This is a genomic window from Waltera sp. (assembly GCF_046969025.1).
Classification (GTDB): Bacteria; Bacillota; Clostridia; order Lachnospirales; family Lachnospiraceae; genus Acetatifactor; species Acetatifactor acetigignens.
On record NZ_JBKVQF010000039.1, the window covers coordinates 1 to 16590 of the forward strand.

14 protein-coding genes are annotated in these 16590 nt (G+C 47.7%); 3 read left to right on the plus strand and 11 right to left on the minus strand.

The features are described 5' to 3' along the window. Positions 1–236: 236 nt before the first annotated feature. On the plus strand, positions 237–848 hold the full coding sequence (locus tag ACLTOH_RS14775) for a helix-turn-helix domain-containing protein (protein ID WP_337545267.1): 612 nt from the start codon (positions 237–239) through the stop codon (positions 846–848). A gap of 75 nt (positions 849–923) precedes the next feature. On the opposite strand, the gene ACLTOH_RS14780 is transcribed toward ACLTOH_RS14775, so the two are convergent. Then, positions 924–2456 (minus strand): helicase HerA-like domain-containing protein, encoded by a 1533-nt coding sequence (locus ACLTOH_RS14780; RefSeq protein WP_412224325.1) that lies wholly within the window; start codon positions 2454–2456, stop codon positions 924–926. 78 nt (positions 2457–2534) lie between these two features. Then, positions 2535–3026 (minus strand): pyridoxamine 5'-phosphate oxidase family protein, encoded by a 492-nt coding sequence (locus tag ACLTOH_RS14785; protein WP_337545265.1) that lies wholly within the window; start codon positions 3024–3026, stop codon positions 2535–2537. Between the two features lie 192 nt (positions 3027–3218). Here ACLTOH_RS14785 and ACLTOH_RS14790 point away from each other — a divergent pair, with 192 nt between their 5' ends. Further along, positions 3219–3986, plus strand: coding sequence for a TraX family protein (locus tag ACLTOH_RS14790; RefSeq protein ID WP_227064714.1), 768 nt, complete (start codon positions 3219–3221; stop codon positions 3984–3986). An 89-nt stretch (positions 3987–4075) separates the two neighbouring features. On the opposite strand, the gene buk is transcribed toward ACLTOH_RS14790, so the two are convergent. The 5 genes from buk to ACLTOH_RS14815 all read right to left on the minus strand — a co-directional run bounded on the left by buk (position 4076) and on the right by ACLTOH_RS14815 (position 12912). Beyond that, entirely contained in the window at positions 4076–5143 is a 1068-nt protein-coding gene (gene buk / locus ACLTOH_RS14795; protein WP_118505623.1) for a butyrate kinase, read from the minus strand. 132 nt (positions 5144–5275) lie between these two features. Further along, entirely contained in the window at positions 5276–6193 is a 918-nt protein-coding gene (gene ptb / locus ACLTOH_RS14800; protein ID WP_022154277.1) for a phosphate butyryltransferase, read from the minus strand. 293 nt (positions 6194–6486) lie between these two features. After that, positions 6487–7128, minus strand: coding sequence for an HAD family phosphatase (locus ACLTOH_RS14805; RefSeq protein WP_337415349.1), 642 nt, complete (start codon positions 7126–7128; stop codon positions 6487–6489). 2 nt (positions 7129–7130) lie between these two features. Next, positions 7131–10409, minus strand: a complete 3279-nt coding sequence (locus ACLTOH_RS14810) for a GLUG motif-containing protein (RefSeq protein ID WP_412224326.1) — start codon at positions 10407–10409, stop codon at positions 7131–7133. Beyond that, complete coding sequence (locus ACLTOH_RS14815) at positions 10300–12912, minus strand: efflux RND transporter permease subunit (RefSeq protein ID WP_022312204.1); 2613 nt, start codon at positions 12910–12912, stop codon at positions 10300–10302. The genes ACLTOH_RS14810 and ACLTOH_RS14815 overlap by 110 nt, the downstream gene beginning before the upstream one ends. A gap of 324 nt (positions 12913–13236) precedes the next feature. On the opposite strand from ACLTOH_RS14815, the gene ACLTOH_RS14820 reads away from it, so the two are divergent. Then, positions 13237–13806, plus strand: a complete 570-nt coding sequence (locus ACLTOH_RS14820; protein ID WP_412224327.1) for a TetR-like C-terminal domain-containing protein — start codon at positions 13237–13239, stop codon at positions 13804–13806. Here the strand turns inward: ACLTOH_RS14820 and ACLTOH_RS14825 are convergent. The 4 genes from ACLTOH_RS14825 to ACLTOH_RS14840 form a co-directional block, all read right to left on the minus strand. After that, the gene (locus ACLTOH_RS14825; protein WP_412224328.1) at positions 13781–14482 is read right to left on the minus strand and encodes a hypothetical protein; all 702 of its coding nucleotides are present in this window, start codon (positions 14480–14482) and stop codon (positions 13781–13783) included. The two genes, ACLTOH_RS14820 and ACLTOH_RS14825, sit on opposite strands and share 26 nt — an antisense overlap. Positions 14483–14657: 175 nt before the next feature. Continuing rightward, complete coding sequence (locus tag ACLTOH_RS14830; RefSeq protein WP_412224329.1) at positions 14658–15149, minus strand: low molecular weight protein-tyrosine-phosphatase; 492 nt, start codon at positions 15147–15149, stop codon at positions 14658–14660. Positions 15150–15368: 219 nt separating this feature from the next. Further along, on the minus strand, positions 15369–15677 hold the full coding sequence (locus tag ACLTOH_RS14835; RefSeq protein ID WP_117465519.1) for a hypothetical protein: 309 nt from the start codon (positions 15675–15677) through the stop codon (positions 15369–15371). A 236-nt stretch (positions 15678–15913) separates the two neighbouring features. Then, positions 15914–16590 (minus strand): recombinase family protein (locus ACLTOH_RS14840; RefSeq protein ID WP_412224331.1); only part of this gene is annotated, 677 nt, incomplete at its 5' end.

Here is a 16590-nt window from a genome sequence, read left to right on the forward strand (position 1 = left end):
AAAACGCTGCCAATCTTATTTCATATCGCGGCGTTCGCCGCATCTCGGCATAAGTGAAGACAGCGAATCGTGCGCAAGCGCTCATCGCTGTCTTCACTATGCCTATGCGCGGCTCATTGCTCGCATAACTTTCCAGTTAATTTCCCGGCATTCTCGCTTCGGTAGATTGCCAATTCCCCCGGATTCTTCTATACTGAAATCAAATATTAAAACTATAAAGGGGGCTGGTGAAGCACATGGATAAGGCCAAAATGGGAACTTTCATCAAGGAACAGCGGATGGCTCTTGGAATGACGCAGCAACAGCTGGCCGAACAGTTACATATTACGAACAAGGCAATCTCACGTTGGGAAACCGGCAATGCTTACCCCGACATTTCTCTGTTGGACGATCTGGCGGCTGTGCTGTCGGTATCGGTTGAAGAGCTTTGTCGCGGTGAGCGGATTGCCCTGCCCTCTGCTGACACCAATACACTCCTGAGCGATGTCATCACCGAGGTAAGACAACAGAAAAAAGACAGAGCCGCGAAATGGCTTCGCATCCTCTGTCTTAGTATTTTTTCCGTGATCCTTCTTGCGTTTCTCTTCTTTACTGGTGCGTTCTTATTTATACAAAATGAAGCAAATTTAGACGAAGCACTCTTCACCCTGGCTTTGGGTGCCTTTGCCATCGGGCTTATGCTTTTCCGGGACGGGATTCCGATCCTTCTGCTTGCCATCGCTCTACCGCCGTTACTTTGCAGACGCCCCCGGCAGCCGGCGAAAACCATCGTCTGTATCCTGCTGTCGGTTCTGTCCGTCCTCTGGCTGATCTTTGGCGGACACTTTCTCTGGTTCCAGTTATTCTAGCCTTTCCATCGTTTTGCATAATCTTTCCGTCCGCTGACGATGGCAGAATAAGCATCAAAAGAATTTTATTCCTAATTACTTTCCAAACAGTGTACTCAAAATTCCTCTCTTGATGACCTGGGCACCGGTATTGATCAGCTGACGCTCGATCTGGGCCTGTCTGCGTTCCGCTGCCTTTTCCTTCTTTTTCTGTGCGGCTTCCCATTCCTTCTGCTTCTGCTTTACGGTGGATTCCTGCAGTTTTGCCTGCTGCTTTGCCAGCGCTTCCTTATCTTTTTCCAGCTGTGCCCGCTCTGCGGCCAGCTGCGCTGCCTTCGCCTCATGCTCCATGGTATCTGTCAACACTTCGTAGGCAGAAATATTGTCCACCGCCTCATCGTAGCGTCCCATGCCGTCTCTCGCCATCAGATTCCTGCGCTCCGTCTCATCCACAGGTCCCATAAAGCTCTGGGGGCAGATGATGGAGGTACGCTGGGCAATGCCGGGCACGCCGTTCTCATCCAGAAAGGAAGTCAGTGCCTCACCTACGCCCAGTTCCATGATGACTTCTTCTGCCTTAAAGGCAGGATTGGCCCGCAGGGACTGTGCTGCTGCCCGGACAGCTTTCTGCTCCGCCGGAGTGTACGCCCGGAGGGCATGCTGTACCCGGTTGCTTAACTGTGCCAGCACGGAATCGGGAATATCACTGGGGCTCTGAGTCACGAAATAGATACCCACGCCCTTGGAACGGATCAGCTTTACCACCTGCTCGATCTTCTGCACCAGTATCTTCGGTGCATCAGCAAACAACAGGTGTGCCTCATCGAAGAAAAATACCAGCTTCGGCTTTTCCAGATCTCCCGCCTCGGGAAGCTTCTGGAATAATTCTGACATCATCCATAACAGGAAGCTGGCATACAGTGTGGGATTCTGCACCAGTTTTACGCAGTTCAGCACATTGACAATACCTTTGCCGTACACATCCGTACGCATCCAGTCATAAATATCCAGATCCGGTTCTCCGAAAAAGAGATCTCCGCCCTGATTCTCCAGAGGCAGTAGCGCCCGCAGAATACCGCCCACGGACTGCTTGGAGATACTTCCGTAGGTGGTCAGATAGTCATCCTTGTGTTCTGCCACATAATTCAGCAGAATACGCAGATCCTTTAAGTCGATCAATAAAAGTCCCTTGTCATCCGCGATCCGGAAGACAATATTCAATACACCTTCCTGCGCAGCGGTGAGCCCCAGAATACGAGATAAAAGCTCCGGTCCCATATCGGAGATGGTGGCTCTCACCGGATGGCCGCCCTCCTGATAGATGTCCCAGAAGCAGACCGGATAAGCCTTATAGGAAAAACTGTTGCGGATACCGAATTTATCAATCCTCCTGTCCATGGATTCCGAAGCCACACCGGCTGTGGCAATTCCGGAGACATCCCCCTTCACATCACACAAAAATACCGGCACTCCCGCATCTGAAAAAGATTCTGCCATAGCCCTCATAGTGATCGTCTTGCCGGTGCCGCTGGCTCCTGCGATCAGTCCATGGCGGTTACTCATATTCAGCGGCATATTCACACGCTGACCATCTGCCAGGCCCATATAGATCTGTCCGTCTGTATACATAATTGTCCCTCATCCTCTCTATTTTATCTCTATTTTCCTGCTGCCCTATCCCGTAGGGATATCAATAGAAGATATCTTCTACGACATTTTGAAACGTTTCTTCCCCGTCATATGCTCCACTTTCAGGCAGAATATCTCCGTCATGGCTACGACTTCCGGTCGGAATACGAAATTCTCCGTTCTGTCAGGATAGTACTGCTTCATCAGAAGATTCAATGCTTTCTGTTTTTCCGCATCCGACAGGATCTCTATAGTTCCCTGACCGATCACGCTCTCGTATTCCATGGTGCACTGGCAGCCATCTTCTTTCTCCGACAGCACCAGTCTGTGGGAGCAATCCATCTCGAAGCTTGCCCTGACATCCTTACGGATCAAGTCATATTTTTTTCCTTCTTTTGCCCCGTGAAAATAGAGTGTCACTCTGCCGTCCGTCTCTTCCATTCCGAAATTCAACGGCAGAAGATACGGATAGCCATCCTCATCATTCAGTGCAAGTCTGCACACATCACACCTCTTCATGACATCTGTCATTTCCGAAAATTCTGTAATCTCACGATCGTTACGACGCATTGTATTCCTCCTGTGCTGCATTTTGTTTTTCTGTCAATATCTGTGCGCCCGACAGGCTTTGCGGCATATAAATGCCGGGTAGGCCATCATTGGAATTTCATATACTCTTTCACAGATATATTTACTATAGCGCATAAACAAGATATAATGCAACTATATCCTTCCGTAAGGAATTTTGAAAGGAGTTTTATTTTGCAAAACAAAGTATCCCATTGTTCTATTTTCCCACCGGATCTCAGTGCTCTGACGCTGCATATCCTCGCTATGGCGTTCATGTTCTGTGATCACCTGTGGGCTACCCTCGCCGGAGATGCTTGGTGGCTGACCGGCATCGGCAGACTGGCATTTCCCATGTTCGCCTTTTTCCTGGTGGAAGGCTTCTTCCATACCCATGATAGGAAAAAATATTGCATGCGCCTGCTTCTTCTGGCCATTCTTTCTGAGCTTCCCATCAATCTGATGTACAGTGGGCTGTTATTCTACCCGTTTCATCAGAACGTGATCTGGACACTGCTCACAGGCTTCCTGTGTATCTGGGCAATAGATACCCTACGGAAAAAATGTCCGGTCTGGCTGTGGATTCCGTCGATCCTGCTGCTATCTGCAGTGGGCTACGTGCTGGCAACCCTCCTCATGTTCGACTATTACGGAGAAGGCGTTCTGACTGTTATCGTATTCTATCTCTTCCATGGGAAAAATTGGTGGCAGCTTGCCGGACAGTTTGCCGGGCTCTACTGGATCAATGTCATGCTGTTGGCAGGAATGCAGATTCCATTACAGCTTTTCGGTCATGCCTTCGAGATTTCAGAACAGGGACTGGCGCTGTTGTGTCTGCCGCTTCTGTGGTGCTACCATGGACGCCAGGGCGCGCATAACCGTAAGATCCAGCTTGCCTGCTATGCCTTTTATCCGGTACACATGCTGGTACTGGGGATTCTGTCAAAGCTGATTTTTAGTTAAAATCATAATGCTGACAGAAAGTCTATTCCCTAAAGTAAAAAACTCCCGATGGAATCATTCCACCGGGAGTTCTATATTTTTACTCTAAATTAGTACTGCTTCACCTGTTCTTCGCCGTTCATGACACGCAGAGCGCCCTGAGCCAGAGCTAACAGCTCGTCCTCACCAGGATATACGGTCACAGGAGCGATCCAGCCGCATCTCTCTTTCAGCTTAGCCACTACATCCTCACCATATGCAATGCCTCCGGTGATAACGATCTGGTCTACCTTGCCGTTCAGCACACAGGCCATAGCACCGATGTCTTTGGCTACCTGTAACAGGAATGCCTGCTTCACCTCCGCTGCCTTGGCATCGCCTTCATTGGCACGCTTGGTAACTTCACGCATATCGTTGGTACCCAGGTAAGAATTCAGGCCGCCCTTGCCGATCAGCTTTGCACTGATCTCCTTCTCAGTATATTTTCCGGAGAAGCACATTTTTACCAGTGCTGCGCAAGGCACACCGCCTGCACGCTCCGGAGAGAATGCACCGTCACCGTCAAATGCACTGAATACGTCTACAACCTTGCCGTCCTCATGTGCGCCTACGGATACGCCGCCGCCCATGTGCACGACTACCAGACGTAAGGACTCATAAGGCTTGCCGGCCTCTTTTGCATATCTCTTGGCAACTGCCTTCTGGTTCAGGGCATGGAAGATACTTCCTCTGGGGATCTCTTCCAGACCGGAATATCTTGCGATGGGCATCAGCTCATCTACTACAACGGGGTCTACGATGTAAGAGGGAACGCCGATCTCATCACCGATCTCTCTTGCCAGAATACCGCCTAAGTTAGAAGCATGCTGACCCTGTACACCTACTTTTAAATCCTCCAGCAGATCATCGGTTACCGCATAGGTACCACTGGGGATGGGCTTTAACAGACCGCCACGTCCTACGATCACGTTGAAGCTCTTCAGATCGCAGTTCTTCTCTGCCAGCAGATCGGTAATGATCTTCTTACGGAAATCCTTCTGTTCGAAAATAGTATCGTATTTGGAGATCTCCTCGGTAGAATGTCTCAGGGTTTCTTCAAATAATAAGTTCTCATCCTCAAATACACCGATCTTGGTGGAGGTGGAACCGGGGTTGATGATCAGACTCTTGATTGCCATTGTGTGTTTCCTCCTATATTCACTCTTATATTCGCTCTTATGCTTTACCGCTTTGTCCACTACAGCATCTATACCTGCCGACAGCAGTTCTCCCGCAGCTTCCACAGCGGCTTCGATCACGATATCCATAGCTTATTTCTGATTCTTTTTCATCTCTTCTGCTACAACTGCAGCCAGTGCCAGGGAGTATACCTTGGTCTCGAAGGTATCGGAACGGCTGGTCAGGACTACGGGTACCTTGGTACCGGTCAGGATGCATCCGTTCTTTACTTTTACCATATGTACGATTGCTTTGTATACAAGGTTGCCGGCATGGATATCCGGGAACAGCAATACATCTGCATCACCCTGGATCTTACGGTCGGTAGCTCCCTTATGCTTGGCTGCCTCGGGATCGATCGCCAGGTCAAGAGACAGCGGGCCGTCTACGATACAGCCGGGAATCTGTCCTTCTTCGCACATCTTAGTCAGTTCTGCCGCATCTACGGTAACGGGCATCTTGGGATTTACAACCTCAACTGCTGCTAAAGGTGCTACCTTAGGCTCTGCAACGCCGCAGGCATTACATACCGGAATGGTGTTCTTGATGATCTGAACCTTCTCCTCCAGTGTAGGATAGGTCATGAATGCAACATCGGTCAGGAACAGAAGTCTGTCAATGCCGGGAATCTCAAATACACATACATGAGACAGGGTTCCACCGGTACGAAGGCCTACTTCTTTGTTCAGTACGCTCTTTAAGAAGTTCTTGGAGTCGATCAGGCCCTTCATATACATATCTGCACGGCCGTCATGTGCCAGCTTTACAGCTTTCAGGGAAGCTTCGATCATATCCGGCTCATTGATGATCTCATAATCGGAGAGGTCCATATTCAGTCCGGCTGCAATCTCACGGATCTTTGCCTCATCACCTACCAGGATTGCATCTGCAATGCCCAGTCTCTTGGCCTCATGTACAGCTTCCAGTACTGCACTGTCTTGTGCAACGGAGACTGCGACGGTCTTCTTCCCACACTCTTTTACTTTTGCTACGATGTCATCAAAATTCATTTTCTTCCATTCCTTTCCGCCCCTCGTGGGCTCCAAGTATGAATACATTCCACACATTATTCGCAAAATCGCACGATAAATCGTGCTTTCGCTGCTGCGCAGCTATTTTTGCTCATATGTGTGGCGGTGACTCTATTCGAGTCACCTAAAATCAAGCAAAACTGCTTTTTACATGCAAGCATGACAAAGCAGTCCCGCTTGATTTCATTGTCTTCCGAATAGTCACTCTAATCGTTAAAATAATAACACACTGGAATACAAAAATCAAGCTACTATGACAAATATAGCCACCTCTAAATGAGGTGGCTGATATCTGCCAGGGTCGGTACGCAGGCGTACAGACATTTTTTTAATTTTTCATCTGGCTGTGTCTGATCCGGCACCATCACGACCCTACAGCCGGCGCGGTAAGCACTCATGACTCCGTTGGGAGAATCCTCCACGGCCATGCACTCTTCCGGTGCCAGTCCCAGCTGCTTGCAGGCATAGAGATAAATATCCGGGGATGGCTTACCTTCCGCTACCATAGTGGCCGAGATCAGTTTCTCAAAATACGGCCGAAGTCCTGTCAGTGCCAGATATTTTTCCGTCCGCTCCAGATCCGTCGCTGTGGCAACCGCTGCGGTGATATGCCTTTTTTTCAGATCTTCCAGAAGCTCCACGGCACCGGGCTTGCATTTGATGCCATCCCGGTCCAGTGTTTCTTCCATCATCTCTTTTCGTTTGTCACGCACCACATAATAGTCAAAATCTTCACCGTACCAGTCCTTGAGCTGTCTGGGGGCAAAGGGGCGTCCCAGACTGCGCATCGTAAGTGCCTGCTCATCTGTCATGGTATACCCACAGGCTGCCAGTGCCTTCGGCCAGAAAATACGGTAATATTTTTCGGTATCGATCAGCGTACCGTCCATGTCAAATAAAACTGCCTGAATCATTGTTATTCCTCTGCGTCAGCCGTCTGTCCGGCATCTTCTGTTGCATCCGTAACATCAGTACCTTCTGCTGGGCTGTCCTTTGAATCACTTTCGTTTGTGCCGCTCTGGTCCTCGTCAGCTTTTCCGGCTTTCCGGTCACGTTTTGCCGCCTTGCGCGTCTTCCGGCGTTTTGCCGCTTTTTTCCCTAACAATACGATCAACAGGATCACGACTGCACCACCGACGATGCAAAGTACGATCAGCAGTGTATGACTGCCCTCGACCTCTACCGTGCGGAAGCTGCCGGGCACTTCCATGGTAAACTGTCTATAGCTGCCGATCACAGTGGATTCCACTTCCGTGTACTCTCCATCCTGTGCTACCTCTATGACAGTGTTATCCGCATCCTCACAGTAGACACGCAAGGTTGCTTCTCCGGTATAGTCCGGTGCATCCTCTTCCATGGAATTGGTCATGGATACTGTATAAGTATTTCCCTCTACCTGCAGATGCAATGCTGCATTGGGATAGAAGTTGCCTTCTGCCATAACCAGTGCCTTATTGTTATCGTTTTTCTCTGCGGAAGCAATGGATGCGGTCCATTCCTCATACTCTGCTTCCAGCACTTTATTACCGGTAATATCACTGAAATCATAATCCGGCCACACACCGTAATAGCCATCCTTCTCCGGTACTTCCGGAATCTGGTCTGCCGACAGATAATCCCCGTAACCGCATTTATAGGAAGCCACTTCTACACCATCCGCCTGGAAGGTAATGGTAAACTGTGAGAAAGCGTCCGGAACGTCTTTGCTGCAGAATTCCTGGTAGGACAACGGGGTAGCACCGCCCTGATAACCAATGCCGTCTACGCCACCGGCTCCGCCTTCCACATAATAGTTGCCATACAGAGTTCCATCATCACTGACTTTTCCGGCAATGCTGCCCTGGCCTTCGCCGGACATATCCAGATCATTGTACGCATAGCTGTAGAAAATATCACAGCCTTCTCCGGCAATACCTCCGATATTATTTTTACCGGTGATCCTGCCCATGCTGTAACAGCTGCGGATCGCATAGCTGGCAGATCCGGCAATTCCTCCCACATAGCTGCCTCCGGTACTCTCTACGGGTGCATAAGACTCACAGGAAATGACTGCGCCATATTCTGCTTTACCGACCACACCGCCGACATAGTCTTTTTTACCGGTCACGTCTCCAAGGTTGCGGCTGTCTCTGATGACTGCCTTGACCGTCTGCTCCACATCGAAACTCTCCGTTCCGGTTAAAGTGATATCGTCCTCAGGGTCAAAATCGTATTCCGTTGCCACCTGTCCAACGATACCGCCCACATTCGTATCGGCTTCCACCGTACCGCGGTTCACACATAAGGTGACCTTTCCCTTCTGGAAGCTGGAAGTATCATAGCGCGCTTCTTCGGTTCCTTCCGGTTCTGCGGTGTCATCCTCCGCATCGGGATCTCCGGGGTTCACCTCTTCCTTGCTGGCTGACTCATCCGAAGTATCTTCTACAGAAATTCCTTCATACCGGAAGAGATCATCCCGGATTTCGCTGACCAGATTCCGCAGAACTCTGGCCTGATCCATCAGCTCATCCATGTGGGCACTGGTGCTGTCTGTCCCGGCTTCCAGTACATCCCCCAACTGACCCAACTGGTCAAAAGCCTTGTCGAGCCTGTCATTCAGTGTATCCAGATTATCTTTGATACCGCCACTGCGATCCGTGGAAGCATTCGTCATGTTATCCAGACGCTTGGTGGCATTCTCTCCGAATTTTTTCAGTGCCGATTTATAGCTCTCCGTATCGTCCGGTACGGTGATGGTAATGTTTCCGCCACTGACGTCATGATCGCCATCGCCACCCCAGTTACCATTCCAAATATCATTTCCACTGATGGTAACGTCATGACTGTTGCCGTTATTCTTGTCATTATCCGCCTGCTTGTTCAGATCGTCATTCAGGACTTTCAGATCGTTGCTGACGCCGTTCAACTCTTGATTGTAAATATACCACAGATCATGAGCGGTCCCGGTCAGAGAACTTCCCGCATTGTTGGCATCTTTCAGGTTCGAACTGATACTCTTGGCAATACTGGATGCCTGTTTGCTATAGCTGCTCACATCTTTCTGGGTGGCATCCAACATATCCAGGAATTTGTCTGTCTCCGTATCCAGTTCCTTCAGCTTGTCACTGAGATACTGGATTTCCAGGAACGGCTCCATCTGACCCACGATACCGCCCACATCTTTTCTGCCCTGCACATATCCGGTGTTGGTGCAGTTCTGCAGATAGCCCTGATGCAGTCTGCCTACGATACCTCCGGTATTGTAGCCTACGTGCTGGTAGCCGATGGCACCGGAATTGGAGCAATAATAAATCTTACCATCCGAAATACCTGCGATTCCGCCGGTGTCCGTATGAGCTGCCACATTGGAGGTACTGTTGATCTGCTCCAGATTGTCCATGGTGATATCTTCCAGATCATAAGTCACTTCCGTGCTGTACGTATTGATATTGCCATTGTTGCTGCAGTTATTCAGAATACCGTGGTTGTTGCCCACAATACCGCCTGCGGAATGATTGCCGATCACATTTCCGGAGGATTCACACCGACGGATCTCTCCGCTCTCGGCATTGACTCCGGCAATACCGCCGACATCCGTATCACCGACCACATTTCCGGTAAATTTACAATTTTCAATGCTGCCATAGTTCACACCGACGATACCGCCGACCTGATCCTGACTTCCAGAGGGAGATACTTCCCCCGTGACCGTAAGGTTGCGGACTTTTGCTCCCTCCTGCACATAGCGGAACAATCCCACTGCCGAACCGTCTCCGGTCAGTTTCACATTGGAAATAGTAAAACCGCTGCCGTCAAAGATTCCTGCAAACGTAGGAATACTGAGTTCACCTGTCATGCTCAGAACAATGTCGTTCTGCAGCACTACTTTTTTATCTCTGGACCAACTGTCCAGTACACAGTTCTCCACCAGTTTCCGCAGATCCTCCTCCGTGCTGATCTCTATGACTGCATAATCCTGCTCCTTTATCGTGCTGCTATAACCGCTGCCGCCTCTGTACTGCTCATAGGTCAAAGTTTCTGCTGCATAGGCGGTGGCCGGTGTCTGCAGGATCAGTGCTGCTCCCAGCAGGAAACATAATAATCTCTTACTGTTCATCTTCTGTTCCCTCGCTTTCTGCTGTTTTTTCTTTATCCGAAGCTTTCTTATCCGCAGCTTCTGTATCTGCTCCGGTTGCTTTCTGTCCGGCTGTCTCATCCTCCGGCAGCTCCTGGGCTTCCAGTCTGGGATAGTTTTCTTCCGGGGCATCGTCCCGCTCCTCCATCGTCACGGTATCCTTGGGACGCACCACCGCACCCATCTCACCATCAATGACACCGATGAAATCACCCTCCAACACACCATTGACATAACCCTTGATGTGACCGTTCATACGGATTCTTCCGGCGGAGGGCAAGGGCTTTGCCAGATCCCGTTTCAGTGTAAATGCTGTCTTCTGAATAATGATATCTCCGATCAGCAGTGTCTGCGGCAATGCCAGCAGTACCAACAAAATAGATGTCAGAGTACCACGACCAAGAGCCAGTCCGATGGCCGCTACCGCTGCATTGGAAGATACATAGCTGATAATAAATCCCGCAGATACCAGCATGGATCCACTGGTAACAATGGTAGGGAACGCCTGGTTCAGTGCTTCGATGGCGGCTTCCTTGATCGGCATATATGTCTTCAGATCCATGTAACGGCTGGTGATAACGATAGCGTAGTCGATCGTTGCACCCATCTGGATCGCAGATACTACCAGATATCCCAGGAAATATACATTTTCATTCAACAGATACGGCAATGAGAAGTTCATCCAGATACTACCCTGAATCGTTACAACCAACAGTACCGGCAGACCGGCGGACTGGAAGGTGAACAGCAGGATGATCATAACGAACAATGCTGTCAGCACCGTGATGATCGTATTATCCGTTGCGAAGGAATCGCCCAGATCCTTATCACTGGTGGCGTTACCGACCAGCAGAATGTCATCTATATTATAGAACTTTGCCACGGTATTACGGATCTGATCCAGTGCTGCTGTGGTCTCTTCTCCCTCATAAGGAACATTCAATTCCAGAACAAATCGGGAATTGTCTTCGCCCAGCAGCTGATCTTTCGCAATACAGATCTGGGAATAAGCATCCGTCAGAGTTTCTTCCAGATCATCGTCCAGTGTGATGTTGCCGCTTTCTTTCTGATCATAAATGAACAGGAACATATCAATAAACGGAACTTCGTATTCACTGACGCCACTGACCAGCGCACCATAATCGCTCTGATCCAGTGCATATGCCGAATACAACATATCCGCCACTTCAATATCCAAATCGATCAGTTCCGCAAACTGCCTGGGGGTCAGCTTATCCGTCAGCATATAGCCGTCCATGGCCTCGATATTGCCAAGTCCCTGACAGGATTTCACCACATCCAGCTTTTCCAGAGCTTTCAGTGTCTGTGCCTCTTTTTCATAATCACCGTTCGGCACAATGACCGCCAGCTGGTTCACCATACCGAATTCCTTATTTACCATGCTGACGGAGAATTTATTATCACTCATAGTACTGGATTCCAGAGTGTTGGTATCGTACACGTAGTTTGCCTTATTGGACAGGAAAAATGCTATAATAACACCTACGATCAGAATAGGCGGTATAATGTAGCGGGTAGCCACACAAAACTTACCGACTGCTGTGATCTTCGGAACGAAGCTCTTGTGATGGGTGTTGTCGATGGCCTTGGAAAAGGTCAACAACAGTCCGGGCATCAGGAAGAATACGGCTACCATACTGAAAATAATGGATTTTGCCAGAATGATACCCATATCATAACCAATTCTAAACTGCATGAACATCATGGCTACCATACCGGAGATGGTGGTCAGGGAACTGGAGGAAATCTCCGGGATTGCCTTACTCAAAGCAACAATCACAGCCTCTCTGGCATCCTTGTCCTCATGTTCTTCCATAAAACGGTGAGCAAGAATGATGGCATAGTCTACCGCCAGACCTAACTGCAGTACCACCGCGATGGAGTTCGTAACAAAACTGATGGTTCCGAACCAGTAGTTCGTACCTTTGTTCAAAATAGCTGCCACAATAAATGTAGTCAGATAAACCGGGATTTCCGCATAAGTCGTAGAGGTAAATAACAATACGGCTACGATAACCACTGCTGCCAACAACAGAATGACGATCATATCATTATTCAAGTCATCTGCGTCACGCTCTTCCTGACCGATATCGGAAGAATAGTAAACATCATAATCGGACAATGCATCCAATACCTCATCCAGATGCTGCTGTGTAGCTTCCGTGTCTGCTTCCTCATCAAAAGTGACAGACAATAAAGCCTCCATGTCATGATAATGATCCTCGGTGTCATCGAAATCCAACATGCTGACACCGTCCATCTCCTCCACCTGATCTGCCAGTTTCTGTGCCTCGTCAAACGTCACGTTACAGATCAGGATCCGGGCGGAGCCATACGTGGTAAATTCCGAATCCATCAGATCCAGTCCCCTTCTGGTCTCTGTTGTGTCCGGCAAATAAGTGGTCAGATCGTTATTAACCTTGACTCTGTTCATGGATAATACGCAAAATATGCATAAAACAATAAAGATCAGATAAAATCCTTTTCGTTTGTCTACAATGAGCGTGGCAAGTTTCATCATAAAGGAATTATCTTTTTTGTCTTTTTCTGCGTTGTCTGCCATAGTTCCCTCCTGCTTTTTCTCTCTTTGTACCCTTATTTATGTATTTGATTTTATATGTCTCTAGTTTAAAATGTTTTTGAACATCTGTAAAGACTTACTACAAAGATGAGAAATTGTATTAATGTCATTTAATGAACTTGTGTTGATTTTCTGCCACATGCAAAATATAATAATGGGGAAGAAAAAGCAAGCTACAGATTTTTTGTGATTGTTTATTTTTAGACATTTTCGCGATGTTCGTCTATTATTTTAGAAAAAATTCAGATTTGTATTACATATAGGAAATGATTTCTTCTTTTCCCGGAAAGGCTGGTGGATTGTCTTATGGAAAAAATGGATCGCCGTGTGCGCAAGACAAGAGCTCTCTTATTACAGGGGCTGGTAAAAATGTTAGAAACCCATGATATTCAGGATATCTCCGTCAAGGAGCTGACCGAACTGGTGGATATCAACCGCGGAACCTTTTATCTGCATTATGACGATATCTACGATATGCTCCATAAAGTCGAGGATGAAATGTTCCTGGAATTTAATGAAATCATGGAGCAGAAACCGGTCGTTACCAATTCTCTGGCCTCTCAGGGGCCGTTGTTGGAATTCTTCCGTTTTCTGGACCGAAACAGGGATCTGGCCAAGGTCATGATCGGCCCTCATGGGGATCTGGCTTTCGTCAATCGCCTGAAAGATCAGATTGAAAAGCGCACTCTCCAGGTTCTGGAAAGTGCGCAATCCGATGCTAATTATGAATATCTCTGCTCCTTCATTATCACCGGCTGTGTCGGTGTCGTAGAGACCTGGCTGAAAGAATCCGATCCCCAGTCCCCGGAAGAAATGGCAGAGATTCTCGGTGCCATGCTCTTACGTCAGCTTAATTTTGCTCCGGGGCCTGCATAGGCTGTGTCGACTCCGGCATACCTACGCTCAATGAAGTCACTGTCTCACCATCCAGGAAAAAGGATACGGTATCACCTACCTGAAGTTCGTCCAGAGTGGCATCTTCTCCGTCAATCGTAATGATCGTATCGTCATTGACTGTGATAGTCATAGTATCTCCGCTGAGAGTTAAGGTCATCTCATCTAACATATCTTTCTCGGGTTTCTGACCGTCCGAGGATTCTCCAGTAGGTTTTTCGCCGTCCGGTGCCTGAGCATCAGACTTTTCCCCACTGGGTACCTCACCAGCAGGTGCTTCTCCATTAGGAGTGCCTCCGTTGCCGTCCGGTGCCTGACCGTCAGACTTTTCTCCAGTTGGTGTTTCTCCATCCGGAGTCTCCGGCTTCTCTGCCAGCGCAATGGAGATCACATTGCCGTCAATGGCTGTGATTTGACCAAGATAAGATTCCACCTTCTCTTCACCTGATTCTGTTTCCGTACTTTGCTCCACCGTGCTCTGTTCCGTCGTGCCCTCCGGCGCGATTGTCTCCTCCTGTTCTGCCGATTCACTTGCTGCGCTCTCCGTGCCCGCAGATGTTGTTCCTCCGCATGCTGTAAATCCGGTCATCACCATGGCAGCAGTCAACACTGCGCACATTACTTTTGTGTTCACCTGGGGTAAATTCCATCTTCTCATCTTCTCATTCCTCCTGTTCCATTCATTCCTTAAAAAACTTGTGAATATTTACTTCCCCTTATCTGTCTCTTATGATAAAGGTCATCTGCGAAGGAATTGTGAGAAAAATGTGGTGATTCTGTGAACTTTTCACGCATGACACATTTGTCATATGTACAGTGTTGGCAGTGTCAGATCATGTGTCGATTTTGCTGTTTTGTTGTAAATATTCAAGGAACGCGGTACAGCCTTCCAGAACGTCATCGTAGGTCGTTCCAAAATCTCCCGTATACCATGGATCCGAAATATCCCGTTCCGATCCCGCATAGGAAAGTAGCTTCGCTACTTTCCCCTCCGGATCTCCCCCGAATATCCGCAGCATGTTGCGGATATTCGCACCATCCATACCAATCAGATAATCATATTCCGCATAATCCGCTCTCGTCACCTGTCTGGCCCGCTTCCCCTCACAGGAGATCCCATGCCTCGCCAGCTCCGACTTCGCCGGCGGATACACCGGATTCCCGATGCCGTTCCAGATTTCCTCTGTGCTGGTGGCCGCGGAGGCGATCTGGAAGCGGGCGGTGAGTCCGGCATCGGATACTAATTTTTTCATTACGAATTCCGCCATGGGGGAACGACAGATGTTTCCATGGCAGATGAATAGTACTTTTATTTTATCTTGCATATCTTCGTTTTTCCTTGTATATCCTTATTTTTCCTAGGTTTTATCGCACTTTCACGACATCTAACCCAATGGTCTTATCCTAGCATAAAATCGCATATTTTACCATATCTCGGTAAGTAAAATGAGTACAAATCTAGGTATAAACCCGATTCGTACTCATCAGTACTTTTTCCCTATGCCCTTTATTTCCTTACTTGGCACACTTTTTCATTTCTTTTTCTATCCTTTCAAGCCTCTCCATTTCTCTCTGTGCATCTTCCAACTTAAGGTGTGTATACACATTTGAGGTAACACTTGCTCCGCTGTTTCGAGTATTTTTCCTTTTCCCTCTTTGCAGTACCCCACAAATTTTCTGTCATTGTAATAGTTCTCCATAATCCAGTCTGCTACTGCACTTTTGCTAACTTGGTTGTTATTTTCATCCACAAAACCTTCGATTTTATTCTTATGCTGATACAGTAATTTAATTGATATTTCATCACAAAACATCTCATCATATTCGACCAATACCTTTTCCAATGTTTCCATACTTTCTGCACGTCCTTTCCTACTTATATTTTTTATAAAACTTTTAACTACAATGTAATACCAACCATGCCATTCAGAATGCTGTCTTACCTATGTCAACTGCCTTTCTGACATTTTTGTCGTTGATGTAACTATTTCGTAACAGTTATTCCCCTATTTTTTCATTTTCCTATAATTTACCGAATAATATGCACATTCGTTCAAAATGATAGTGTTGCAATGCACCACTCTTTTTCCTATGAAAGTATCGGCTCATACTCTCCTACGCTCTCTATCCCTCCATAGTTGTAGCACCCCTTGTAAAAATTTTCTTTATCAAGAATACGTTTTACAAGCATAACATTAAAGTCCGCTCCCTTCCTGCCCTTGTACCCTTCTGCTTTCATAAACTCCGATATATTTTTTAATGTCATATCGGGCATAAGCTGTTTTAACTGGAACACCCTTTGTACCGCTTTTGCCTCTGTTGCATTTACATACAATTTTTTGCCACCACGCAGACACTCATAACCAAATGGAGCGCCACCGCCTGCATAACCACCGTCCTTTGCTTTCTGCAATCGTCCACGTTTTAATTTCAATGCTATCTCCAACCGCTCATACACGTCCAACAGTTCAAACATACCATTTACAAAAATCTCATTGGGATTTTGCGTGTAGATAGAATAATTCGGTCTGTCGATTGCTCTGATATCCACATTGTTCTTTTTAAGTTCCCTATGTAACAAAACTTTCACCAAGTCTGGCCGCCACAGACGATTTGTTGACAGTACAACAATATATTGAATTTTATTTTCTTTCAGTGAAGCAAGCATATCAAGCAGACCGTCACGCTCAATACTCATTTCGTCCTCATTAGCTTTCGCTCCGCTGATACCCTCGTCCTTAAAAATCTCTATCAAGTTGTAACTTT